At 37.2% G+C, this 23,245-nt stretch carries 25 protein-coding genes, 1 other RNA gene and 1 pseudogene; 22 read left to right on the forward strand and 5 right to left on the reverse strand.

The window, feature by feature from the left end; genetic code table 11:
* The first annotated feature begins 66 nt into the window (after nt 1–66).
* Nucleotides 67–2,625, forward strand: coding sequence for a vitamin B12-dependent ribonucleotide reductase (locus H0173_RS10865; RefSeq protein ID WP_221846549.1), 2,559 nt, complete (start codon nt 67–69; stop codon nt 2,623–2,625).
* Nucleotides 2,626–2,759: 134 nt separating this feature from the next.
* Entirely contained in the window at nt 2,760–3,644 is an 885-nt protein-coding gene (locus H0173_RS10870; RefSeq protein ID WP_221846550.1) for a patatin-like phospholipase family protein, read from the forward strand.
* Nucleotides 3,645–3,667: 23 nt separating this feature from the next.
* Here the strand turns inward: H0173_RS10870 and H0173_RS10875 are convergent, their stop codons facing one another.
* Both H0173_RS10875 and H0173_RS10880 read right to left on the reverse strand, forming a co-directional pair.
* Nucleotides 3,668–4,054, reverse strand: a complete 387-nt coding sequence (locus H0173_RS10875; protein WP_313770629.1) for an SA1362 family protein — start codon at nt 4,052–4,054, stop codon at nt 3,668–3,670.
* Nucleotides 4,055–4,110: 56 nt separating this feature from the next.
* Nucleotides 4,111–5,055, reverse strand: coding sequence for a DUF1385 domain-containing protein (locus H0173_RS10880; protein WP_221846552.1), 945 nt, complete (start codon nt 5,053–5,055; stop codon nt 4,111–4,113).
* Between the two features lie 308 nt (nt 5,056–5,363).
* Here H0173_RS10880 and H0173_RS10885 point away from each other — a divergent pair, with 308 nt between their 5' ends.
* The 4 genes from H0173_RS10885 (at nt 5,364) to ssrS (ending at nt 7,965) form a co-directional block, all read left to right on the forward strand.
* Nucleotides 5,364–5,876: a YqhR family membrane protein gene (locus H0173_RS10885; RefSeq protein WP_221846553.1), complete on the forward strand. Its 513-nt coding sequence runs from the start codon at nt 5,364–5,366 to the stop codon at nt 5,874–5,876.
* Nucleotides 5,877–6,003: 127 nt separating this feature from the next.
* On the forward strand, nt 6,004–7,065 hold the full coding sequence (locus tag H0173_RS10890; protein WP_221846554.1) for a M24 family metallopeptidase: 1,062 nt from the start codon (nt 6,004–6,006) through the stop codon (nt 7,063–7,065).
* A 64-nt stretch (nt 7,066–7,129) separates the two neighbouring features.
* Entirely contained in the window at nt 7,130–7,687 is a 558-nt protein-coding gene (gene efp / locus H0173_RS10895; RefSeq protein WP_221846555.1) for an elongation factor P, read from the forward strand.
* Between the two features lie 95 nt (nt 7,688–7,782).
* Nucleotides 7,783–7,965: non-coding RNA, 6S RNA (gene ssrS, locus H0173_RS10900), on the forward strand.
* A 40-nt stretch (nt 7,966–8,005) separates the two neighbouring features.
* Here ssrS and H0173_RS10905 read toward each other — a convergent pair.
* A complete protein-coding gene (locus H0173_RS10905) occupies nt 8,006–8,680 on the reverse strand; it encodes an SIMPL domain-containing protein (RefSeq protein WP_221846556.1) in 675 nt (224 codons plus the stop codon).
* Between the two features lie 111 nt (nt 8,681–8,791).
* Complete coding sequence (locus tag H0173_RS10910) at nt 8,792–10,189, reverse strand: alkaline phosphatase (RefSeq protein WP_260631139.1); 1,398 nt, start codon at nt 10,187–10,189, stop codon at nt 8,792–8,794.
* 191 nt (nt 10,190–10,380) lie between these two features.
* Between H0173_RS10910 and spoIIIAA the strand changes: the two genes are divergently transcribed.
* The 8 genes from spoIIIAA to H0173_RS10950 all read left to right on the forward strand — a co-directional run bounded on the left by spoIIIAA (nt 10,381) and on the right by H0173_RS10950 (nt 15,674).
* On the forward strand, nt 10,381–11,307 hold the full coding sequence (gene spoIIIAA / locus H0173_RS10915) for a stage III sporulation protein AA (RefSeq protein WP_221846557.1): 927 nt from the start codon (nt 10,381–10,383) through the stop codon (nt 11,305–11,307).
* Nucleotides 11,308–11,823, forward strand: a complete 516-nt coding sequence (spoIIIAB, locus tag H0173_RS10920) for a stage III sporulation protein SpoIIIAB (protein ID WP_221846558.1) — start codon at nt 11,308–11,310, stop codon at nt 11,821–11,823.
* A gap of 66 nt (nt 11,824–11,889) precedes the next feature.
* Complete coding sequence (gene spoIIIAC, locus H0173_RS10925; protein ID WP_221846559.1) at nt 11,890–12,096, forward strand: stage III sporulation protein AC; 207 nt, start codon at nt 11,890–11,892, stop codon at nt 12,094–12,096.
* Nucleotides 12,097–12,111: 15 nt separating this feature from the next.
* A complete protein-coding gene (gene spoIIIAD / locus H0173_RS10930; RefSeq protein WP_221846853.1) occupies nt 12,112–12,501 on the forward strand; it encodes a stage III sporulation protein AD in 390 nt (129 codons plus the stop codon).
* Between the two features lie 118 nt (nt 12,502–12,619).
* Entirely contained in the window at nt 12,620–13,819 is a 1,200-nt protein-coding gene (gene spoIIIAE, locus H0173_RS10935) for a stage III sporulation protein AE (protein WP_221846560.1), read from the forward strand.
* Nucleotides 13,820–13,831: 12 nt separating this feature from the next.
* Entirely contained in the window at nt 13,832–14,446 is a 615-nt protein-coding gene (spoIIIAF, locus tag H0173_RS10940) for a stage III sporulation protein AF (protein ID WP_221846561.1), read from the forward strand.
* A gap of 6 nt (nt 14,447–14,452) precedes the next feature.
* Nucleotides 14,453–15,124: a stage III sporulation protein AG gene (gene spoIIIAG / locus H0173_RS10945; RefSeq protein WP_221846562.1), complete on the forward strand. Its 672-nt coding sequence runs from the start codon at nt 14,453–14,455 to the stop codon at nt 15,122–15,124.
* A gap of 4 nt (nt 15,125–15,128) precedes the next feature.
* Entirely contained in the window at nt 15,129–15,674 is a 546-nt protein-coding gene (locus H0173_RS10950; protein ID WP_221846563.1) for a SpoIIIAH-like family protein, read from the forward strand.
* 25 nt (nt 15,675–15,699) lie between these two features.
* Here H0173_RS10950 and H0173_RS10955 read toward each other — a convergent pair.
* A pseudogene (locus H0173_RS10955) lies at nt 15,700–16,246 on the reverse strand (methyl-accepting chemotaxis protein).
* Nucleotides 16,247–16,605: 359 nt separating this feature from the next.
* Between H0173_RS10955 and accB the strand changes: the two are divergent.
* The 8 genes from accB (at nt 16,606) to H0173_RS10995 (ending at nt 23,097) form a co-directional block, all read left to right on the forward strand.
* On the forward strand, nt 16,606–17,106 hold the full coding sequence (gene accB, locus H0173_RS10960) for an acetyl-CoA carboxylase biotin carboxyl carrier protein (RefSeq protein ID WP_221846564.1): 501 nt from the start codon (nt 16,606–16,608) through the stop codon (nt 17,104–17,106).
* 14 nt (nt 17,107–17,120) lie between these two features.
* Entirely contained in the window at nt 17,121–18,479 is a 1,359-nt protein-coding gene (accC, locus tag H0173_RS10965) for an acetyl-CoA carboxylase biotin carboxylase subunit (protein WP_221846565.1), read from the forward strand.
* 35 nt (nt 18,480–18,514) lie between these two features.
* Nucleotides 18,515–18,898, forward strand: coding sequence for an Asp23/Gls24 family envelope stress response protein (locus H0173_RS10970; RefSeq protein ID WP_260631156.1), 384 nt, complete (start codon nt 18,515–18,517; stop codon nt 18,896–18,898).
* A 280-nt stretch (nt 18,899–19,178) separates the two neighbouring features.
* Nucleotides 19,179–19,565 (forward strand): transcription antitermination factor NusB, encoded by a 387-nt coding sequence (gene nusB / locus H0173_RS10975; RefSeq protein WP_221846566.1) that lies wholly within the window; start codon nt 19,179–19,181, stop codon nt 19,563–19,565.
* A 45-nt stretch (nt 19,566–19,610) separates the two neighbouring features.
* On the forward strand, nt 19,611–20,480 hold the full coding sequence (folD, locus tag H0173_RS10980) for a bifunctional methylenetetrahydrofolate dehydrogenase/methenyltetrahydrofolate cyclohydrolase FolD (protein ID WP_221846567.1): 870 nt from the start codon (nt 19,611–19,613) through the stop codon (nt 20,478–20,480).
* 141 nt (nt 20,481–20,621) lie between these two features.
* Nucleotides 20,622–21,962: an exodeoxyribonuclease VII large subunit gene (gene xseA, locus H0173_RS10985; RefSeq protein ID WP_221846568.1), complete on the forward strand. Its 1,341-nt coding sequence runs from the start codon at nt 20,622–20,624 to the stop codon at nt 21,960–21,962.
* A 5-nt stretch (nt 21,963–21,967) separates the two neighbouring features.
* Nucleotides 21,968–22,201 (forward strand): exodeoxyribonuclease VII small subunit, encoded by a 234-nt coding sequence (locus H0173_RS10990; protein ID WP_221846569.1) that lies wholly within the window; start codon nt 21,968–21,970, stop codon nt 22,199–22,201.
* 2 nt (nt 22,202–22,203) lie between these two features.
* The gene (locus H0173_RS10995) at nt 22,204–23,097 is read left to right on the forward strand and encodes a polyprenyl synthetase family protein (protein ID WP_260631140.1); all 894 of its coding nucleotides are present in this window, start codon (nt 22,204–22,206) and stop codon (nt 23,095–23,097) included.
* Nucleotides 23,098–23,245 lie beyond the last annotated feature (148 nt).

A 23,245-nucleotide genomic window follows, 5' to 3' on the forward strand; every position in this document is an offset into this window, starting at 1 on the left:
TTAATAGGATAATTTAAACTATTAAATGTGAAAAATTGAATATTTTGATCTGAAGGAGTTGTAATAATGTCTGTAGCAATAGGACAAAAAATGACTTTAAATATTGAGCGATTAAACCAGGATATCCGATTATTTCCACAAGTTCATCCTATCACCCCAGATATGAAAATGACCCACAAAGGGGTCTCCCGATTAGTTATGCTTGATAGGTATACATTTAAGGATACGGAAAAGATTACATTAACTAACGGAGACTTTGTCGTACTCACCATCAAAGAAGATCCAAAATTCCCTGCACGAGGGCTTGGTTATATTCAAGAAATAGATTGGGAAAACAAGGCAGCATCTGTTCTAGTGGAAGAAGATTATAGAGGGGTGCTTGATGACCCAGAAGAAGCGAAAACGGGCATCATCAAGAGATCTCTCGATGTGATAGAAAAACCACTAGAACTTTTTTATGAGCAAATTGCCAAGCGTAATGCAACTGGTCTAGCTTCTGTGGAAGAAACAGAAGAAAAAAGACAAGAATGGTTCGATAAGTTTTATCAAGAATTGGCTAGCTTAAACTTTATCCCAGCTGGACGTGTTCTCTATGGAGCAGGAGCAGATACTGATGTTACTTACTTCAACTGCTACGTTATGCCGTATGTTGCAGATTCACGTGAAGGAATTTCAGAGCACCGCAAGCAAGTAATGGAAATCATGAGCCGTGGAGGCGGAGTTGGAACAAATGGTTCAACTTTAAGACCACGAAACACTTTAGCAAAAGGCGTAAATGGAAAATCATCAGGATCGGTTTCTTGGCTTGATGATATTGCGAAACTTACACATCTTGTCGAGCAAGGTGGTTCCAGACGGGGCGCGCAGATGATCATGCTGGCCGACTGGCATCCTGACATTATTGAATTTATAATTTCTAAAATGCAAAACCCAAGAATTCTTCGTTTCCTTCTTGAAACAACGAACGATGAAATGATTAAGAAATATGCAAAAGAAAAATTAAAATTTACTCCTTTTACTGAACAAGAAATGGCCATGTACCAAGGAATTATTAATTATAAAAACCTTCCAGGCTTTGGAGGATTCAATGAAAAGATCATCCAAGATGCTGAAGAAAAGCTTGAAATTGGCGGTACTTATTCCGTTCATAATTCTGAATTCCTTACTGGTGCTAACATTTCTGTATGCTTAACAAAAGATTTCATGGATGCAGTAGAAAATGATTCTGAGTATGAACTTCGCTTCCCGGATGTTGAAGGCTATGATAAAGAGCAAATGGACATTTACAATGAAGAATGGCATAAAGTTGGAGATGTTCGTGAATGGGAGAAGCTTGGCCATAAGGTAAGAGTTTACCGCAAGATTAAGGCGAAAGAGCTTTGGAACTTAATTAACATTTGTGCGACTTATTCAGCAGAGCCAGGCATTTTCTTCATTGATAATGCTAATGACATGACAAACGCAAAAGCATACGGACAGAAGGTTGTAGCAACTAATCCTTGTGGCGAACAGCCTCTTGCTCCATTCAGCGTTTGTAATTTAGCTGCTGTCAACTTAGCTGAAATGGCGGATAAAGAAAACAAAACCGTCAATTTTGAAAAATTAAAGAAAACGGTCGAAGTTGGAGTAAGAATGCAGGATAATGTTATCAATGCAACTCCATACTTCCTGGAAGAAAATAAAAAGCAAGCCCTTGGCGAGCGTCGTGTTGGTCTTGGAGTAATGGGTCTTCATGACTTATTAATCTACTGTGAAACAGAATACGGCTCTGATAAAGGAAATGAATTAGTAGATAAAGTATTTGAAACGATTGCAACAACTGCATACCGTGCTTCAGTAGACCTTGCAAAAGAAAAGGGGAGCTTCCCGTTCTTAACTGCTGAAACAAAAGAGGAAACAAACAGATTACGAGAAGCATTTACTAAAACAGGATTCATGCAGAAAATGCCTGAGGATATCCGTCAAGGAATTCTTGAAAATGGTATTCGTAATTCACATTTATTAACCGTTGCTCCTACAGGATCAACTGGGACAATGGTTGGAGTATCGACTGGCCTTGAACCATATTTCTCATTCTCTTACTTCAGAAGCGGGCGCCTTGGAAAATTCATTGAAGTAAAAGCAGATATTGTTCAAGAATATTTAGATAGAAATCCTGATGCTGATCCTAATAACTTGCCAGATTGGTTTGTGGCAGCAATGGATTTATCACCAGAAGCACATGCTGATGTTCAGTGTATTATTCAGCGCTGGATCGACAGCTCTATTAGTAAAACGGTGAATGCACCAAAGGGCTACAGTGTTGAACAGGTAGAAAAAGTATATGAGCGCTTGTACCGCGGCGGTGCGAAAGGCGGAACTGTATATGTTGATGGGTCCCGGGATTCACAGGTTCTAACGCTGAAAGCTGAAGAGAATAGCTTTGAAGATACAGTCATTGGTAAAAAGGAAAAATCAAAGCAGCATGTTGTCCTAGTCGATACGATTAATGACCTTCGTTCCACTAACGTAATTGGATCAGAAGTAGGGAATACATGTCCTGTTTGCCGTAAAGGTAGCGTCGAAGAAATCGGTGGCTGCAATACATGTACAAATTGTAATGCACAGCTTAAATGCGGATTATAATCAATAAATAATTTTAGATTAAAGATGGGATTCTTACGTCCCATCTTTTTTTTATTATTATCTATTTGTCCCCTGTACTAATTTCATAGTTCTATGATTAAAGATGTATTAATACATCGACAGGGGTGGCTTCCATGGATATTGATGGCGTTTTTTCAGGGGGAGGTATAAAGGGTTTTGCACTCGTTGGAGCCTATGAAGAAATTGAAAGAAGAGGTTTTCGTTTTAAAAGAGTAGCAGGTACTAGTGCCGGATCTATTGTCGCAGCCCTAATTGCAGCAAACTATTCAAGTAAAGAAATTCACCAGCTGTTGGATGAATTAGAACTGGAAAAATTTCTTGATGCACGAAAAACCCTTATTCCTTTCCCTGTTATGAAATGGATATTAATTTATTGGCGCCTCGGATTGTATAAAGGTGATGAATTAGAGAAATGGCTAGCCGAAAAGCTTGCGGCGAGAGGAGTAATGAGATTTTCGGACTTACCACCCCAGACATTGAGAGTGATTGCCTCTGACTTAACGAATGGTCAGCTGATCGTACTTCCTGATGATTTAATTAAATATGGAATTGACCCATATTCATTTCCGGTAGCGAAAGCAATCCGTATGAGCTGCAGTCTCCCTTATTTTTTTGAACCCGTTAAGCTTTATACAAAACGGACAGCTAATATTATTGTCGATGGCGGTGTTTTAAGTAATTTTCCAATGTGGCTTTTCGATAAAGAAAACATAATAAAAGTTCGACCTGTTTTAGGTGTTCAACTAAGCCACAGTAAGCCTAATCATCCTCAGCATAAAATCCGTAATGCTATTCAAATGTTTGAAGCATTGTTTGATACGATGAAAGAGGCTCATGACTCGCGTTATATTTCAAGGAAGCATGCGGGTGATATTATTTTTATTCCAACTGAAGGAATTTTAACGACAGAATTTCAATTAACCCCTGAGAAGAAGCAGGAACTCATTGACTTGGGGAAGGAATGTACAAAGCAATTTTTCTCGAAATGGTGTTATTAACAATAGAAAAAGATCGAGCTTATTTAGAGAGAAGCCCGATCTTTCTTTTTTCCTTTTTTTCCTTCGATTACAGTTAAATGTGTGGTCGATTTTCTTCTAGGTCTTTTAATCGAAGTTAAAGTAGCAGGATTTGACTTGCGATTGCTGCCCTTTCCTGTGTCAGCATGTGAAAATCGCCTTTTTGATTTCTTTGCTGCGCGATTAAATGCTCGTTGCTCTTGTTTTCTAGGGCTAGCTCTATAAAAACGTTGAAAAATGTAATACACTACAGCACCAACTAATAAAATGACAGCTATTCTCCGCAAAAAACCGGCGGGATTTGATATCATACTGGTGGACACTCCCAAAACAGCTAGAAGAACAAGACCAGAAATAATCAATAGTGAAATCCGATTTTTCAAGAAAGCCACCTCCCTATGAGCATGATGAGCATTTTTCCATTCTTTTAAACTTATGGAAATGAAAATTACAAAATTTCTTCAGTTTTCAGTTTTTCTTCCGTTTCATTTTCTTTTGCTAATAATCTTTCAAATGAGAGAATGGCAACCTCCACTTGATCGTCTTTTGGTTCCTTTGTAGTTAGGAGCTGCAGCCATAGACCTGGCAAACCTAAATACTTCAATACTGGAACATTCCTAACTTTATTCGTTAATTGCAGTACTTCAAAAGAAATGCCAAGTACAACAGGAATTAATGCGAGTCGGTTTAAAACGCGCACGTAAAGAGGTTCTGTTGGGACAAGTAAATAAACGAACACTCCGATAATGACGGTAAATAATATGAAACTGCTTCCGCAGCGGTAATGAAGTCTTGATTGGGCTTGCACATTTTCGATTGTTAATTCTTTTCCGTTTTCAAAAGCGTTAATTACTTTATGCTCAGCACCATGGTATTGGAATACCCTTTTGATAATAGGTGTTAAAGAAACGAAATAAATATAAACAAGCAATAGCATTAATTTAAAAAAGCCCTCAACTAAAATCTGTGCGAAATGTCCTGGGAAAATCGGTTTTGTTAATGCTGCTAAGAAAACAGGGACAAGTGTAAAAATAAACTTGCCAAAAAGAAATGATATGACGCCTATTGCAGCTACTCCAAGCCACATCGATAATTTAGAGCCTTCCTGTTCATTTAACTTATCGTCTTCGCTCGGATCTAAATCGAATCTTTCTGTTGAGAAATTTAAATGCTTTGAGCCATTTGCGCTTGCTTCAAAAATAGCAACAATTCCGCGGAGAAGTGGGATCTTTTTTAACATCTGCAGGGAAGGTTTTGATTTACGTGGCAGCTCGAAATATTCTATAGAGTTATCCTTACGTCTGATTGCAGTCACATAATGATGTTTTCCACCAAACATGACTCCCTCTACAACCGCTTGGCCGCCGTATACAGGCTTCTGAACTTTTGACATGTGTATTTGCACCAACCTAATTTGAACTCGGAATGTAACAGCTAAATAAACAAGGGTGCTTTAAATCATCGCAATATTTCTTAAGCATGTAGTTATGCTTGAAAACAACTTGTTCAAAGGGGCTTCATTTAAAAGCTGTATGTACCTATCTTTATTCTACTAAAAATCCAAAAAAACCTCTAGGAATGACTTACAAATGCCAATAATTAATTTATTTTTTGCTTGTTCTAATGGAAAGTAGTCTTAATTCTTTTTATAATGCAAGTGAATAAATGCATAGGGACATAATATGAATGGAGGTGGATATTATGGCAGAAGAAAAGAACGCTGAACAACATCAAAATAATCAGCCAATGTCTTTTATGACAATGGTTATTTTAACCGGATTGATTGGAGGGATTTTCTGGAGCGGCCTTGCTTATTTAGCTTATGTTGTGAATTTAACAGAAATACACCCTAAAGTAATAATGGAACCATGGACAGTAGGAGATTGGAAGGATAGCTGGCTAGGTACGGTTATCTCCATCTTATTTATAGGGGTCATCTCAATCGTATCTGCACTCATATACTATGCCTTGCTGCGTAGGTTCCCAAGTATATGGGTTGGCATATTCTATGGCATTGTCCTTTTCCTTTTAGTATTCTTTGTTCTTAATCCAATTTTTCCTGGAATAAGTCCCGTCCATGAACTTGACAGAAATACCATTATTACATCTATATGTTTCTATGTATTATATGGTGTATTTGTAGGCTATTCGATATCGTACGAAGAGAGTGAAATAAATTATAAGAAGAAACGGGAAAAAGAGGCAAGTTCATAGGAGGGATTTTAAATCATAGATATGCTTTTCCCTTTGGATTTTCATGGTAGTTAAAATAAAATCATTTATGTTAGAATGTTCTTGGTAATTAATTTTTCGCTGTACGAAATTAAGGGGGAGAAGAAAAATGGAAAAGCTGCAAAAACTTCGCTCAAGCTTCGAACGAATAGGCATTGATGGAATGCTAGTTACTAGTGAATATAACCGTCGCTATATGACGAACTTTACAGGTTCAGCAGGTGTTGTGTTAGTTAGTGGGGAACATGCTCAATTTATAACTGATTTCCGTTATATTGAACAAGCTCAGTCAGAATGTATTGGGTATGACATTGTCAAACACACAGGCTCTATCCCAGATGAAGTGGCAGAGCAAGTAAAGAACCTTGGAATAAAGAAGTTAGGCTTTGAACAGGATCATCTAACTTTTTCCGATTTTAAAGCTTATGAAAAAGCTGTACAAGCAGAATTAATCCCTGTATCGAATGAAATTGAAAAGTTACGCTTGATAAAGACTGATGCAGAGATTAAGATATTAAAGGTAGCGGCTGAGATTGCTGATGCTGCATTTAAACATATTATTGATTTCATTCGCCCAGGCATCACAGAGCTTGATGTATCGAATGAATTAGAGTTCTTTATGAGAAAAGCTGGCGCTGAATCATCTTCTTTTGATATTATCGTCGCTTCCGGCTATCGTTCTGCACTTCCACATGGCAGAGCAAGTAGTAAAGTGATTGAAAAAGGCGATTTCGTTACACTTGATTACGGTGCTTACTATAATGGGTATGTTTCAGATATAACTCGAACTTTGGCAGTTGGGGAACCTGACAGCAAGCTTAAGGATATTTATGATATTGTCCTTCAAGCGCAATTACGTGGTATGGAAGGAATCAAACCAGGTATGACAGGGAAAGAAGCAGATGCTCTGACCCGTGATTATATTACGGAAAAGGGTTATGGAGAATATTTCGGACATTCAACTGGACATGGAATCGGTCTAGAAGTTCATGAAGGACCATCCCTTTCAGTGAAATCTGATGTTGTTCTGGAACCTGGAATGGTCGTAACAGTTGAGCCTGGCATTTACATACCTGGACTTGGCGGAGTTCGAATTGAGGACGACACGATTATTACAAAAGAACATAATGAATCGCTTACGCATTCAACAAAGGAACTGATTATTCTATAATTCATTGTTCTGAAACTAATTTCTTTTAATTAGTTTTAGTCGTGACACTCTAGGAGGATTATTAATGATTTCTGTAAACGATTTTCGTACGGGTTTAACAATTGAAGTAGATGGCGGAATTTGGCGTGTAATGGATTTCCAACACGTTAAGCCGGGAAAAGGTGCTGCATTCGTACGTTCAAAATTACGTAATTTACGAAATGGAAATGTTCAAGAAAAAACTTTCCGTGCTGGTGAAAAAGTCGCAAAAGCACAAATTGATAACAGAAAAATGCAATACCTTTATGCAAATGGTGATCAGCATGTATTTATGGATAATGAATCATATGACCAAATTGAATTACCTGCCGCACAAATCGAGTATGAACTGAAGTTCCTTAAGGAAAATATGGAAGTTCATATTTTAATGTATAATACAGAAACACTTGGTGTTGAACTTCCAAATACTGTTGAATTAGAAGTAATTGAAACAGAGCCAGGAATTAAAGGGGACACAGCTTCCGGCGGTTCTAAACCGGCAAAACTTGAAACAGGTCTTGTTGTTCAAGTACCATTCTTCATTAACCAAGGTGATAAGCTAATCATCAATACAGATGAAGGTTCTTACGTTTCACGCGCATAGTAAATTGGCATTGAACAGGGATTGCATTTATGCAATCCCTGTTTGTAAAAAAATACCTCTTGTGATAACGAATGTTTTTGGGTATTATAAGTATACAGAAGCTGCGTTGTACGCTTGAATATGAAGTTTCAACCTTTATTTATTTTAAGGGAGTTCAACACCATAATCGGACCATCATGCCTTACATACAGAGGACGATTGCGAAGATCATTGCGAACACCCACCTGGAGGAGCAGGTATGAAACTCCATATTAATCGGCGGCAAAGGCGGCTATACATAAGCAAAACTTAAGCAATAACCAGATGGTTATTGCTTTTTTATTGTGTAAAATATTCAAATTCAGCCTCAACTTGACCAATGATTTCCATAGTACCAGACTGAATCGGTGTGATTGATGCTGATTTTAAAAATAGGGAGTTTTGCATAGGGATGGGGTCACCATGATTCCTAACTATTTCATTTATCATGATAGGTGTTTGAAATAATTGAACTCTTAATGTTTTTGCGATAACATCCGCTTTTTTGTACGCATCAATAACTGCTAATGATAACGCCTGTTTTTCATAATGAGCTGCATGCTCTGCAGAAAATACTAAACTTGAGACGATATTGGCACCATTTTTTACAGCTGTGTCTACTGCCAATCCTGCTTTTTCAATCGGGTTAACTGAAATGAGCAGAAGATGCTCAACCTTATACCCTCTAAAAATTTGCTTCCCCTCTATATAATCATAATGAGGAAAAATAGAATAATTTTTGGTTTGTATTTGCTCGTTTGGAATGCCGATTTCTCTTAGGTTTAGGATGATTCCTTCAATAATTTGTGTATTTTTCTTTTGCGCTGCTTCTAATACAGCATCTTCTGTAGATGCTCCTAAAGTAATCTCTGCTGTATCAGGCTGGATTACGACCTTACCTAACCCCGATACTCTAATGATATTCCGTTTATTCTTAAGAGCGGTATTTCTATAAGCAGGCTGCTGAACATACATTCTTCTCCCTCTCCTCCATATATTTAAGCTTTGTAAATATATACGGTAGAAGGTGAAGTAACATTCTTAATGCCGGCTCTTGTTAATTATAATAGTCCATTCAAAGTATACTTAAAAATCGTAGTTCATGAGTTGTGCAATCTTCTTGGGGACGTCTGTATTTTCAAGGACGCCATGAAAAACATCTCCTCCTTTCCCATATGCAAAAAGAATGATTGGATTAGAAGTATGACCACCTGTTGTACTGATGGATCTAACTTTTCGTTGAACTATACCTGCGTTAAAGTGCTTTGCGAGCACGCTTCCCAATTCCCAAGCAGCTGCATATTGAGGATAAACTAACCCACTTTCATCCATTATACTTTCGTTGTATTGCTGAATTTCATCAGCTGTTAATTCAATATTTGCATATTCCTTGACTACGTTTTTAATACTTTCTGGATCATACTCCATTGAGTTTGTCTTCTTAATAAATTGCATCACCATATATTCTGGTGATGCTTTTACTTGCTTTAAACCCTTAATATCTAGAGGTTCAGTGGCAGAGATGCCCATTGTCTCGTGATCAGCAGCAACAAGGACTAATGTGTTTTGATCTTTTTTTGCCCAATCAACCGCATATTGTACAGCATGGTCAAATTCAATTACTTCCTTCCAAACACTTGTTAAATCTGCAGCATGTGAGGCGTGGTCAATACGTGCACCTTCACACATAAGAAAAAATCCGTTATTTCCTTTCGATAAAAATTCTATCGCTTTTTTTGTCATTTCTTTTAAACTTGGTTCCTGACTATTGATAAGTTTGCGATCTAGCTTAAAGCTCATATAGGAGGAATGAAATAAGCCAAGAAGTTTATTCCCGTTAGCATTTAATAATTCATCTCTAGTAGAAACAAACGTATAGCCATCGTTCATCGCCTCTTTTATTAGATTTTTGCCATTTTGGTGTTTAGGCTTAAATACGTCGGCTCCTCCTCCGAGAAGAACGTCTACTCCATTTTTAAGCTGCTGTCTAGCAATTTCATCCTGACCTGACCAACGGTTATTGACGCTAGCAGTAAACGCTGCAGGTGTGGCGTCTGTGACTGTATTAGTTGAAATCACACCAGTTTTTTTACCGTTCTTCTTAAAAGTATCAAGAATGCTAGTGGCTTCCTTTCCATCTGGTGTTACTCCGACCATGCCATTATTTGTCTTTTTCCCAATTGCTAATGCAGTCCCTCCTGCAGCGGAATCTGTAACTGTATGATCAGCTGAAGAGGTATGAACGAGTGAAACAAATGGCAAAGATTCGAGAAACAGTCTGCCTTCCTTTCCATACTCCAATAGTCTAGCGATTTCTATTTGGCCAGCTCCCATTCCATCACCTATCATCAAAATGACATTTTGAGGAGAGGATGATAGCTTTTTATCTACGAGATGTTCATTTTCTTTTGAATACGTAATAGAGTGTAAACTTATTCCTATCATTAAAAAAGCAGTTACTAAACAAACAAATGTTTTCCTCATTTTGTTTCCTCCTTTTACATTCTTCTACTATTTTTTGTAAACTTCAGATTAAATACTCAAATAAATAAAGAACAAATGAATAAATCAAAGTCATATTGTCTCAATGCAGGCATACATTTTAAGTAGAAACATGCTAGTCCATCGAGAAAGAGAGAAGGACCTGAAGGAATAAATATAGGAGGAACTAGTCATTGAAAACAATTCTGCCTTTTTTACCGAAAAATATCTCAGAAAAAATGATGCATATTCCACCTCCTCAATTGAATGAATTAGAAGAAATACGTGTACGTATCAATAGACCACTTGAATTAACGTTCAAGGGCAATCCACAGTTTTTGCACTATGTTGTGACACAGGAAGATGCTCTGCATTTATTAAACAAGATTAGTCATTTTTCTATATATACTCTTGAGGAAGAATTACGAAGAGGGTATGTCACGATTGAAGGCGGGCACCGAGTCGGATTAGCTGGAAAAGTCATTCTAGATGGTGGAAGAGTGAAAGCGATTAGAGATATTTCTTCTTTTAATATTCGTATTGCCAGAGAACAGATAGGAATTGCAGATAAATTGATTATGAATTTACAAGCTGAAGGATCTTGGCTTCATACAATGATTATTGGTCCGCCACAAACAGGTAAAACGACTCTTCTTCGTGATATTGCGAGAATCATATCAGGCGGAGACACGTTTGATCGGTTTCCAGCCTTCAAAGTCGGAATAATTGATGAACGTTCTGAAATTGCAGGAAGTGTCAGTGGTATTCCGCAAATGACATTTGGGCCGAGAATAGACGTGCTTGATGCCTGTCCGAAGGTTGAAGGCATGATGATGATGATTCGTTCGATGAGTCCTGATGTATTAATAGTGGACGAAATAGGCAGAAAAGAAGATGGAGAGGCCATAATGGAGGCAGTGAATGCGGGCATTAAGCTCATGATGACTACCCATGGGAATTCATTGGATGAAATTCGTAACAGACCTACTCTCAAGCCAATTATTGAAATGGGTATTTTCCAGCGATTTATTGAGCTTACAAGAAAAAATGGTCCTGGAACAGTTGCAAGCATAAAAGATAAGAATGGAAGAGATATCCTCTATGAAGTGAGGGTGACATAAATGATTAAACTAATTGGTGCTGTGTTCATTATTATCGCTACAACATGGGGAGGCTTTGAGGCTTCAAGGCATCTGACTGAAAGGCCACGCCAGCTTAGACAGTTGAAATCAGCTCTCCAGTCATTAGAAGCAGAAATTATGTATGGACATACTCCTCTTCACGAAGCGGCAAGAAGACTATCAGCCCAAGTACCAAAGCCATTATCTGTTTTCTTTGATGTATTTGCTAAAAAGCTAACAAATTCGGAAACAACGGTAAAGGAAGCATGGGAACAAAGCCTAAAGCAAATTTGGAAAATGACCGCTCTAAAACAAGGTGAGTATGAAATCATGAAGCAATTTGGAGAGACACTGGGCCGCCATGACCGAAGTTCACAGCAAAAGCAAATCATGCTGACATTATCACATTTAGAACGAGAAGAGAATGATGCCTACGATAAACAAGCCAAATACGAAAAAATGGTGAAAAGTCTAGGGTTTTTATCGGGTTTATTATTAGTCATTTTATTAATGTAATTACGAAACGTTTTATATGAGAAAAAGGCGAAGGCATGCTGCTTGATATTCATAGGAGGGAATAGGATGGGCCTAGAGGTTGATATTATTTTCAAAATTGCAGGTGTCGGAATTGTTGTTGCATTCCTGCATACAATTCTTGATCAGGTAGGGAAAAAGGAATATGCCCAGTGGGTAACACTGTTTGGGTTTATATATATACTTTTCATGGTTGCTTCCATTGTTGATGATTTATTTCAAAAAATTAAATCTGTATTTCTATTTCAGAGCTAAAAGGAGGTCTTTGCCATTGAAATTATTCGAATAGTCAGTGTTGCGCTTGTAGCAACCTTCCTAGCTTTAATTGTCAAAGAGCAGAAGCCTAACTTTGCCTTTTTACTCGTTGTTTTTGTCGGCTGTACCATCTTTCTTTTTTTAGTTGATCAAATCTACGCGATCATCCATATGATTGAAAGAATCGCAGTCAATGCAAAAGTGAATATGATTTATATTGAAACGATATTAAAAATTATTGGAATCGCCTATATAGCTGAATTTGCTGCTCAAATAACAAAAGATGCAGGACAAGGTGCAATTGCATCAAAAATTGAGCTCGGAGGGAAAATTCTAATCCTTGCCATGGCTATCCCGATACTGACAGTTATGATCGAAACAATTATTCAAATGATCCCAGGATAAAGAATTGAATATCAAGCCGGATTTTGACAATAGCAAACACACCACCTAATTAAACAATCCTCCTTTAGTGTCAAGGATCCAAAAGACGCGGGCATTTTTTCAAAATGAGGTGTAATAGATGAAGCAACGGCTGCAGAAAATCATATTACTAAATCTACTATTCTTTTTTTTACTAATTCCTAATGTACAAGCCTCACCGCAAACTAAAGAATTTAATGAAATGATAGGTCCGCAGACAATCGTGAATTCCCAGATTGATTCTCTAAATATTGATGAATTGAAAAGCTTTTGGGAAAAGATTACTACTGAGTATGGCGGGTTCTTGCCCGAAAGCCAAAAAGGCAGTTTGTATGAATTCCTTAAAGGTGAAAAGAAGTTTTCCTTTAAGGAATGGTCCTCAGGGTTTCTTAAATTTATGTTTCATGAATTTATTGCAAATGGCAAACTGCTAGGCTCTTTAATCCTGTTAACGATATTTAGCATGTTTTTGCAATCTCTGCAAAATTCCTTTGAAAAAAATACAGTTAGCAAAGCCGCATATGCGATTGTATTTATGGTGTTGATTATTTTGGCACTTAACAGTTTCCATATAGCCATTAGCTATACACAGGAAGCAATTGACACAATGATCTCCTTTATCCTGGCGCTAATCCCATTATTGCTTGCTTTAATCGCATCATCAGGAGGTATTGTTTCAGCTGCATTTTTTCACCCTGTCATATTATTTCTAATGAATATTAGCGGATTATTAATTCAATATGTTGTGCTCCCGCTGCTGTTTCTATCGGCATTGCTCAGTATTGTCAGTATCATGTCGGAGCATTACAAAGTAACTCAGCTAGCAAATTTACTGAAAAATTGGAGCATAGCTCTGCTAGGAATGTTTTTAACCGTATTCTTAGGGGTCATATCTGTTCAAGGTGCATCTGCAGCAGTGGCAGATGGTGTAGCCATTCGCACCGCTAAATTTATTACAGGGAATTTTATCCCTGTCATTGGCCGAATGTTCACTGACGCAACAGATACGGTGGTCAGTGCATCTGTCTTATTAAAAAATACTGTAGGTATTGCCGGTGTAGCCATTTTAATTCTGATCGCTGCATTTCCCGCAATCAAAATTTTAATGATTGCGTTTATTTATAAATTTGCGGCTGCTATTTTACAGCCTGTAGGCGGTGGGCCAATCATCTCCTGCCTTGACGTCATTAGCAAAAGTGTCATCTATGTTTTTGCTGCACTCGCTGTTGTATCTCTTATGTTCTTTCTAAGCATTACAGTTATTATTGCAGCTGGAAACTTGACAATGATGGTCAGGTAGGAGGTTTGCTCAATGGAATTTATTAAAGAATGGATTACCAATATTATTTTGTTCATCCTCTTAGCGACAGTAATTGATATGCTGCTGCCTAATTCTAATTTGCAAAAATACACGAAAATGGTGACAGGGCTTTTACTCATCGCAGTCATTTTAACACCAGTATTTAAGCTGATTTCACATGATTTTGAGGAAGTTCTTGCTTCTATTCCTGTTCTTAAAGGCACAGGAGAAAAAAATCTAGAAAATTCCATAGAAATGAAGAAAAGAGAAATACAAGCCTGGCAAGATGCATATATTTTAGATGAGATGGCTGTCCAATTAGAAAAACAAGCAGAAGAGGAGCTGATGGAACAGTATCAATTGGAGTTTATGCATGTTGATCTTCAGGTGGATGCAAATGATCCTAACACTTTTCCAGACAACCTAAAAAAGGTTGAGGTGCAGCTTAGACCAAAAGGAGCAAAACCAGAAGTTGTTGAGGTAGTTAAAAAAATTGAAATTAATACACAGGAATCTCTTCCTTCTAACAGATCAACTAATGAAACTGAAAAAATTGTTTCTCTGTTAGCAGAAAAATGGAATGTAAATGAAGAAAAAATTGTAGTACGGGTAGAAGGAGGGAAGTAAAAAAGGATGGAAAAAGAAAAAGGACCATTGAGTCAATTGAAGAAATGGCTTTTTAACAAAGATGATCAGACTGATAAAAAGCCTGGGAAATATCAGTATTTGCTTCTTGTCCTCCTCTTCGGTGCAGCCATTATGCTAATAAGCAATATCTTCTTTCAAGATAAGCCATCTAATGCTAACTTGGCTGTAATGAAAAATCAGCAAGAGGGGAACGGGGATGAAGATGTTCCCGCTTTTGGCCAGAAACAGAAGGCAGGCAATGACACGATTTCAGCGTATGAAAGAGCGTATGAAGCTCAGTTAAAGGAAGCGCTTGACACCATTATTGGTGTTGAAGATGTAACAGTCGTTGTAAATGTGGATGCTACTGAAGAGAAAGTGCTTGAAAAGAACAAAACGAGTAAAAAGCAAATTACTGATGAAACCGACCGAGAAGGCGGAAAAAGGAATGTCGAGGATATTTCTAATGAGGAACAGCTCGTCATTTTAAGAGAAGGAGAAAGAGAGGTTCCAATTGTACTAGAGACAAAGAAACCTAAAATCAGAGGGGTTCTAGTCGTTGCAAAAGGAGCTGACAATATACAGGTGAAAAAATGGATCATTGAAGCAGTAACAAGAGCCTTAGATGTTCCAAGCCATAGAGTTGCAGTTATGCCTAAAAAAACTAAGGGGGAATAATGAGATGTTATTGAAAAAACAAACAGTATGGTTATTAACAATGTTAAGCTTAGTCGCAGTATTATCGGTGTACTATATTACATCACCAGAACAAAATGGTCAGAATCTTGCTGATATGTCTAAAAAAGCAGAAGAATCAAATGAAACAGCTGCATCAGAAAGCGCTGATGATAGTGCAGTCATTACAAATGCATCCGGTGACGAAATGTTTGAAGCTTTACGCTTACAATTAAATGACGAGCGCAGCAAAATGATTGAAGATCTAACAGCAAAAATGGCTAATACAGAGCTCCCAGCCGAAGAAATCAGCGCAGCTAAGGATCAAATTGATCAGCTAGATGCCCTTGCGAAAAAGGAAGAAATGCTAGAAACATTGATTCGTGCTATGAACTATGAGGATGTATTAGTTCGTGCAGATGGAAAGAATGTTCTAGTAACAGTTAAGGCAAAAGAACTTTCCCGTACTGCTGCTAACGATATTATTCGTGAAGTCAATAATGAAATTGGCGGTTTACAGGCTGTAACTGTGGAATTTAAGGCTCCTAAATAAGAAAATAGCGGTCCCTTTGGGGCCGCTATTTTTCCTGTAGTTTCACTAATTCTTCCATTGATTTATTTGCATGAGTAACTGCCTGAAAGAGATGCTCATGATGCTCGGTTTGGACATTTACTGTAGAGGAAAGCTCTTCTAAAGAAGAACTTGCTTGCTCGATTACCGCACTGAATTCATTAATAGATTCACTGATTGTTTTAGAGGAATGACTTATATCCTTAGTAAGAGAGTCATATTTTGATATATTCCCTTTTAAATGGATAAACTTTTGATGGACCTCTTTAAATGCCGCGTTTGTTCTGTCAGCAAGAGAAAGATTACTAGTTACTTTATTTCCGGAGATTTGAATATTGTTTTTTGTATTGTCTGTATTCGTCATAATTTGATTTAGATTATCCGTAATTTGCTTCGCTGTTTTTCCCGTTTTTTCAGCTAGCTTTCTAACTTCCTCCGCTCTCAGCGGCTCTTGCTGCTTCAATGGATGCGTTTAAAGCTAAAAGATTTGTCTGCTCAGCTATTTCTCTTATGCTTGCAGAGAAGTGTGATGTTTCATGGACGAGACCAATCATACAAAGGCTGCTTTTATAATAAGTGAGTTTTTTTGATATAAATCTTCATGTATAATTTCTTCAATCGTTCTCATGACCTATCTTCTCCTCTGTACTAGTTCATTTGAATTATTATTTCGCTATTTTAATCGAAATTACTTTGAAAAAATTAACAAAATTTTAACAAGCTGGAATATTTACTAGTAATAAATCGTGAGGAAAGATTGAATTTGGGCATAATTATTATTTATAAAGATAATACATTATTGAATTTCAATAAGATTTTATCGTATGATATTAGTATCTAGTCATAATTAATTCTTGCAGTTCATTATTTTATTCAAGAATAAAGAACTCAAGAAAATAAGGGGTGCCTAAATATGTTAAAAGTACAAGAAATTCGTGAGCTGATTAAATTAGTTGATCAGTCGAACATTGATGAATTCGTATATGAGCATGATGGTTCAAAAATAAAAATGAAAAAGAAAACGGCTGAAACAGCTGTTGTTCAGCAAGTAAGAACAGTGGTTGAAGAAGTTCCAGCACCACAGGCAGTTCAACAAGCACCTGTAGTTCAGGAGCCGGTTGTTCAAAAGGCTGCTGAAGAGCCAGCTAAAAAAGCTGATGTTGACACAAAGGACTTACATAAAATTGTTTCACCGATGGTAGGTACTTTCTATCAGTCATCTTCTCCTGATGCAGATTCATATGTAAAAGTTGGTTCTAAAGTGTCTAAAGATTCAATTGTATGTATTGTAGAGGCAATGAAGCTCTTCAATGAAATTGAAGCAGAAGTAAATGGGGAAATTGTTGAAATCCTTGTTAAGGACGGACAATTAGTAGAATACGGCCAGCCATTATTTTTAGTAAAAGCAGAATAAGGAGCGGTAACAGGATGATTAAAAAACTGTTAATTGCAAACAGAGGAGAAATCGCTGTTCGGATTATTCGTGCATGCCGAGAAATGGACATCGAAACCGTTGCGGTGTATTCCGAGGCTGATAAAGAAGCCCTTCATGTTCAGCTTGCTGATGAAGCATATTGCATCGGGCCGACAGCATCAAAAGATAGTTATTTAAATTTCACTAATATTATTAGTGTTGCAAAGTTAACTGGTTGTGAAGCCATTCACCCAGGCTATGGATTTTTAGCAGAAAATGCAGATTTTGCAGAGCTTTGCCGGGAATGTAATATCATTTTTGTTGGACCAACTCCAGAGGCTATTACGAAAATGGGAACAAAGGATATTGCACGTGAAACGATGAAGGAAGCGGGAGTTCCGATTGTTCCGGGTTCGAATGGAATTATTAAAGATATCGATGATGCAATTGAGCTTGCGAACAAAATCGAATATCCCGTTATCATTAAGGCAACAGCTGGCGGAGGCGGAAAAGGCATTCGTGTTGCACGAAATGAACAAGAGCTTGTAAAGGGAATTAATATTACCCAGCAAGAGGCTTTAACAGCTTTCGGGAATCCAGGAGTTTATATTGAAAAGTATATCGAGGACTTCCGCCATGTTGAAATTCAAGTTCTTGCTGATACATTTGGTAATACTGTTCATCTTGGCGAAAGAGACTGCTCTATTCAGAGACGTCTTCAAAAGCTTTTAGAAGAAACACCATCTCCAGCATTAGATGGAGAAACACGTGAAGAAATGGGAAATGCCGCAGTTAAAGCTGCGAAAGCAGTGGGATATACGAATGCTGGCACAATTGAATTCATTTATGATTATCGTAATCGTAAGTTTTATTTTATGGAAATGAATACGCGTATTCAAGTGGAGCATCCAGTTACTGAAATGGTAACAGGAACGGATTTAATTAAAGAACAAATTAAAGTGGCTTCGGGAGAAAAGCTTAGCTTTACTCAAGAAGATATTACGTTTGATGGCTGGTCAATTGAATGCAGAATAAATGCAGAAAACCCTGAAAAGAACTTTATGCCTTCAGCAGGAAGAATTAACATGTATCTGCCTCCTGGCGGTTTAGGTGTTCGGGTAGATTCTGCAGCATATCCAGGCTACATGATTCCACCTTACTATGATTCCATGATTGCAAAGGTTATCACATACGGAGCAACTAGGGATGAAGCTATTGCCAGAATGAAAAGAGCATTAAGCGAATTCGTCATTGAAGGTGTGCACACAACAATTCCTTTCCATCTTAAGCTGCTCAGCCATGAGAAATTTGTGGAAGGTCATTTTAACACGAAGTTCTTAGAATTGAATAATGTTATGCAGAAGGAAGACTAATTGGAGGTGCTATAGTGAACGAGAATATTCTGGAAATGAATCATGCAAACAGTGGTCTTGGCAAAATTGAAATTGCTCCTGAAGTAATCGAAGTGATTGCTGGCATTGCGGCTTCAGAAGTAGAAGGAGTTGCCCAAATGCGTGGTAACTTTGCTACAGGAGTAGTTGAGAGATTAGGAAAGAAAAATCACGGCAAAGGCGTTAAGGTCGAGCTTGCAGAGGACGGCATTAAGGTAGATGTATACTGTTCCATGGTATTCGGTATTTCCATTCCTAATGTTGCACAGAAAATTCAAGACAATATCCGTCAGGCTTTATTGAATATGACAGCACTAGAAGCACAGGAAGTAAATGTTCATGTTGTCGGAATCGTATTTGAAAATCAAAAACAAGCAGTAGAATATGAGCAGGAAATGTAATTGAATGCAGCTAGCCAAAGACAACAGGTTGTCTTTGGCTTTTTGCATGATTATCCTTAACTAGTATAATTAATATTGAATTTCTGCTAGAGTAGTGTTTGGAAAAAGATATTTATCTTAACAGGGAAATATTTTGTTTTCGATGCTAATTGGACGTACTTATGCTATGATTTAAAATGTATTTTTAAAGAAGTTAGTGGCATAAATGATAATACGATAGATGCAGCTTACGAATGACTGCAATTGTAAAACTTTCCCTGTTAAAGGAGTTATTAATAGAATGAAGAGAAGAACAGCAAGAGAAAAAGCTTTACAAGCCTTATTTCAAATTGATGTTAGTGAAGTAGAACCAGATGCAGCGATTGAACATGTATTAGATGAAGCGCCGAGCAATGATTTTTTGAATGAGCTTGTCAATGGTGTTGTAATTAACAAAGCAGTAATTGACGAAACAATTAAGAAACATTTAGAAAATTGGACGATAGAAAGATTGGCAACCGTAGATCGAAATCTATTAAGACTTTCCGTTTATGAGCTATTATTTTGCAAAGATACTCCTCCAAATGTTGTCATTGATGAGGGCATTGAAATTGCAAAAATGTATGGGGACGACCAATCAAGCAAATTTATAAATGGAGTTCTTTCTAAGATTAAACAACAACTGTGAACACTCAGCAGGTTCCTTTCATTATTTATTGGGGGAGAAGATAACATGACTGCGAATTTGATTGATGGAAGAGAAATTGCCAGACAGAAAAAATCCTATATTACTGAAGAAGTAGAAAAGCTAAAAAAAGAGGGAATTATTCCAGGTCTTGCTGTTATTTTAGTCGGGAATAATCCGGCTTCTAGAACATATGTGACAAATAAACAGAAAACATGTAAGGATTTAGGAATGCATTCTGAATTAATTGAACTTCCTGAAGATGTTAGTGAACAAGAACTTTTAGAAAAAGTAATTGAACTAAATGAAAATCCAAATATTCATGGTATTCTTGTTCAATTGCCTTTGCCTCATCACATTAATGAAGTGAAGGTAATTGAAACGATTTCTCCTGAGAAAGACGTAGATGGTTTCCACCCAGTTAATATTGGAAGAATGATGACTGGACAAGATGCATTTCTTCCTTGTACTCCATATGGAGTAATGGAAATGCTTGATTTTATTAATGTTGATATTTCAGGCAAGCATGTTGTTGTAGTTGGCAGGAGTAATATCGTAGGGAAACCTGCTGGTCAATTGTTTTTAAGTAAAAATGCAACAGTTACATATTGTCATTCCAAAACAACTGATTTAAAGGAATTTACTAGACAAGCAGATATACTTGTAGCAGCAGTTGGAAAGGTGAACTTAATTACGAAGGATCATGTAAAAGAAGGTGCGATCGTAATCGATGTTGGAATGAACCGCAATAGTGAAGGAAAGCTTTGCGGCGACGTTGATTTTGATGCAGTAAAAGAAGTAGCAAGCTATATTACACCTGTTCCTGGCGGTGTAGGTCCAATGACGATTACAATGCTTATGTTTAATACGTTAAAAGCTGCTAAGTCCATACAGCAAAAATTGCAATGTAAAAATTAATAATTTGTCTAGCCTCTGCCCTTTTCATATGATGCTTTAGAGACTCAATGCCAGAACAGTTAATACGTGACGGCTGGAGAAACTAAATCTATAATGAAAGGGCAGTTTTGTTGTGGAGACAAAATCTTAAAGGAGCTAATTATGAAGGATCAACGCTATTTAACGGTAAATGCGCTGACCAAATATATAAAGAGAAAATTTGATGCAGATCCGCATTTACAGGATGTATTAGTTAAAGGTGAAATATCGAATTATAAACAGCATTCAAGCGGTCATATGTACTTTACATTAAAGGATGAAAAAGCCCGTATTCTTGCAGTGATGTTTTCAAGAAATAATCGCGGCATGAAATTTTCGCCTGAGAACGGAATGAAAGTACTGATTCGAGGCGATCTTACTGTGTACGAGCCAAGCGGCCAGTACCAAATCTATATTAAAGAAATGCATCCTGACGGTGTTGGTGATTTATATGTTGCCTTTGAGCAGTTAAAGGAAAAGCTTGAAAACGAAGGGGTGTTTTCACCGGAAAGAAAGAAGCCCATTCCAAAATTCCCCAAAACCATCTGTATTATTACGTCGCCAACAGGTGCGGCTATTCGCGATATTTTAACAACAATTAAAAGGCGGTTCCCAGTCGTTAATATAATTATTTACCCTGCACTTGTTCAAGGGGGACAAGCTGCCCCTTCTATCGTAAAGCAGATTCAAACGGCTAATCAATTAAATGAAGCAGATGTTATTATAATGGGAAGAGGCGGAGGATCAATCGAAGAGCTTTGGGCTTTTAATGAAGAAGAAGTAGCAAGAGCTATTTTTCATTCAAATATCCCTATTATTTCGGCTGTTGGTCACGAAACGGATTTCACAATCGCTGATTTCGCAGCTGATTTACGAGCCCCCACGCCAACAGGTGCAGCTGAATTGGCAGTTCCGCATATTGAGGATTTAACAGAAAGAGTTTTAAATCGTCAAACTCGATTATTAAGAGCGTTAAAAGAGCAAATGACTTTAAAAAAAGAACAACTGTCAAGAATTCAAAAATCTTATGCATTCAGATATCCGCAGAAATTATACGAACAAAAGCTTGAACAAGTCGATAGACTAACAGAAAAGCTAGAAAAGGGTTCAAAAAAACTCTTTGATCGAAAAATAGACCAATTACAGCAAATCCAAAAGCGAATGCAAAGAAAAACATTAGATGAATTAGTTCTTTCTTCTAAAGATAGGCAAGAAAAAATGCAAAAACAGCTGAATAAAGTTATGATCAATATTTTAGGGTCTAAAAAGAAGGACTTTTCCCATAAAATCTCTACTTTAGAGGCACTTAGTCCATTAAAAATTATGGACAGAGGATATAGTTTAGTCTATTCTTCAGAAGAGAAATTAATTAAATCAGTGAAACAAATTAATAAAAATGATGAAGTAAAGATAAAGGTAGCAGATGGAACAATTAATTGTCAGGTTATGGATATAGAGGAGTGATAAAAATGTCTTCTGAACAAAAATTATCCTTTGAGGAAGCTATGGAACAATTGGAAGTGATCGTAGAGAAGCTCGAGGAAGGCGACGTCCCTCTCGAAGAGGCGATTAACATTTATAAGCAAGGCATGGAGCTATCAAAGCTTTGTCATGATAAGCTGAAAAATGTAGAAGCACAGCTTACTGAAATCTTGACAGAGGATGGACGTAAAGAAAATTTCGTTGTACTTGAGGAGGAGTAAGATTGCAGCAGCCATCCTTACCAACATTTACAAAAAACCATAAAGAGTTATTAGAAAATATTTTAAGAGAAACAGTAAAGCGCCTAAATGCCCCATCTATCATAAAGGAATCTATGCTTTATTCATTAGAAGCTGGTGGAAAGCGAATAAGGCCTCTTCTATTATTTGCAACACTTGAAGCATTTGGACAAGATACTACAAAGGGGCTCTTGACTGCCGCAGCCATTGAAATGATTCATACGTATTCATTAATTCACGATGATCTTCCAAGCATGGATAATGATGATTTAAGAAGAGGAAAGCCGACAAATCATAAAGTGTTTGGCGATGCTTTCGCTATTTTAGCTGGAGATGCACTTTTAACATACAGCTTTCAATTAATTGCTGAAACACCTTCAAACTATGCAAATGCTGAAACGAAGCTTGAACTTATAAAAGAAATGGCGAAAGCAGCAGGAGCAGAAGGAATGGTCGGAGGACAGGTTGCCGATATTAGCGGGGAAGATAAAAACTTGTCTTTAAGTGAATTAGAGTATATCCATATTCATAAAACGGGTAAACTGCTTCAATACAGTGTTATAGCTGGAGCCCTCCTAGCAGGCGCTGATGAAACTAAATTGAAAACACTAGGAGAATTTGCATACCATCTTGGACTCGCTTTTCAAATTAGAGATGATATTCTTGATCTGGAAGGAACAGAATCCATAATTGGAAAGCCTGTTGGCAGTGATACCTCTAATCATAAGAGCACATATCCATCACTGCTGACTCTGGATGGAGCAAAGGAAGCTCTTCATAGTCATATTGAGCAAGCAAAGGCAAAACTATCAGAAACAGGTCTGAACACTATGCTGCTTCAAGAAATAACAGACCTGATCGAAACAAGAAATCATTAAGTTTTAAGAATAGATGCATGATCTCTAAATTGGCAAATTACTACACTATCTTGAGGAATTCCATCATACTGTTATAATAAACCATATACAATAATATGTTCATAATGAAGACAGCCTTATGAACAGCTGCAGAGATATGCATGATAAA

Source organism: Bacillus sp. S/N-304-OC-R1 (assembly GCF_019749375.1).
Taxonomy (GTDB): domain Bacteria; phylum Bacillota; class Bacilli; order Bacillales; family Cytobacillaceae; genus Cytobacillus.

Coding starts and splice junctions, on each gene's coding strand:
- H0173_RS10890 (WP_221846554.1), top strand. CDS start 6,004: ATGGAAAAGCTGCAAAAACTTCGCTCAAGCTTCGAACGAATAGGCATT.
- H0173_RS10905 (WP_221846556.1), bottom strand. CDS start 8,680: ATGTATGTTCAGCAGCCTGCTTATAGAAATACCGCTCTTAAGAATAAA.
- H0173_RS10885 (WP_221846553.1), top strand. CDS start 5,364: ATGGCAGAAGAAAAGAACGCTGAACAACATCAAAATAATCAGCCAATG.
- efp (WP_221846555.1), top strand. CDS start 7,130: ATGATTTCTGTAAACGATTTTCGTACGGGTTTAACAATTGAAGTAGAT.
- H0173_RS10950 (WP_221846563.1), top strand. CDS start 15,129: ATGTTATTGAAAAAACAAACAGTATGGTTATTAACAATGTTAAGCTTA.
- accB (WP_221846564.1), top strand. CDS start 16,606: ATGTTAAAAGTACAAGAAATTCGTGAGCTGATTAAATTAGTTGATCAG.
- spoIIIAB (WP_221846558.1), top strand. CDS start 11,308: ATGATTAAACTAATTGGTGCTGTGTTCATTATTATCGCTACAACATGG.
- spoIIIAE (WP_221846560.1), top strand. CDS start 12,620: ATGAAGCAACGGCTGCAGAAAATCATATTACTAAATCTACTATTCTTT.
- folD (WP_221846567.1), top strand. CDS start 19,611: ATGACTGCGAATTTGATTGATGGAAGAGAAATTGCCAGACAGAAAAAA.
- H0173_RS10910 (WP_260631139.1), bottom strand. CDS start 10,189: ATGAGGAAAACATTTGTTTGTTTAGTAACTGCTTTTTTAATGATAGGA.
- nusB (WP_221846566.1), top strand. CDS start 19,179: ATGAAGAGAAGAACAGCAAGAGAAAAAGCTTTACAAGCCTTATTTCAA.
- accC (WP_221846565.1), top strand. CDS start 17,121: ATGATTAAAAAACTGTTAATTGCAAACAGAGGAGAAATCGCTGTTCGG.
- xseA (WP_221846568.1), top strand. CDS start 20,622: ATGAAGGATCAACGCTATTTAACGGTAAATGCGCTGACCAAATATATA.
- spoIIIAF (WP_221846561.1), top strand. CDS start 13,832: ATGGAATTTATTAAAGAATGGATTACCAATATTATTTTGTTCATCCTC.
- spoIIIAC (WP_221846559.1), top strand. CDS start 11,890: ATGGGCCTAGAGGTTGATATTATTTTCAAAATTGCAGGTGTCGGAATT.
- H0173_RS10870 (WP_221846550.1), top strand. CDS start 2,760: ATGGATATTGATGGCGTTTTTTCAGGGGGAGGTATAAAGGGTTTTGCA.
- H0173_RS10970 (WP_260631156.1), top strand. CDS start 18,515: ATGAATCATGCAAACAGTGGTCTTGGCAAAATTGAAATTGCTCCTGAA.
- H0173_RS10990 (WP_221846569.1), top strand. CDS start 21,968: ATGTCTTCTGAACAAAAATTATCCTTTGAGGAAGCTATGGAACAATTG.
- spoIIIAG (WP_221846562.1), top strand. CDS start 14,453: ATGGAAAAAGAAAAAGGACCATTGAGTCAATTGAAGAAATGGCTTTTT.
- H0173_RS10865 (WP_221846549.1), top strand. CDS start 67: ATGTCTGTAGCAATAGGACAAAAAATGACTTTAAATATTGAGCGATTA.
- H0173_RS10880 (WP_221846552.1), bottom strand. CDS start 5,055: ATGTCAAAAGTTCAGAAGCCTGTATACGGCGGCCAAGCGGTTGTAGAG.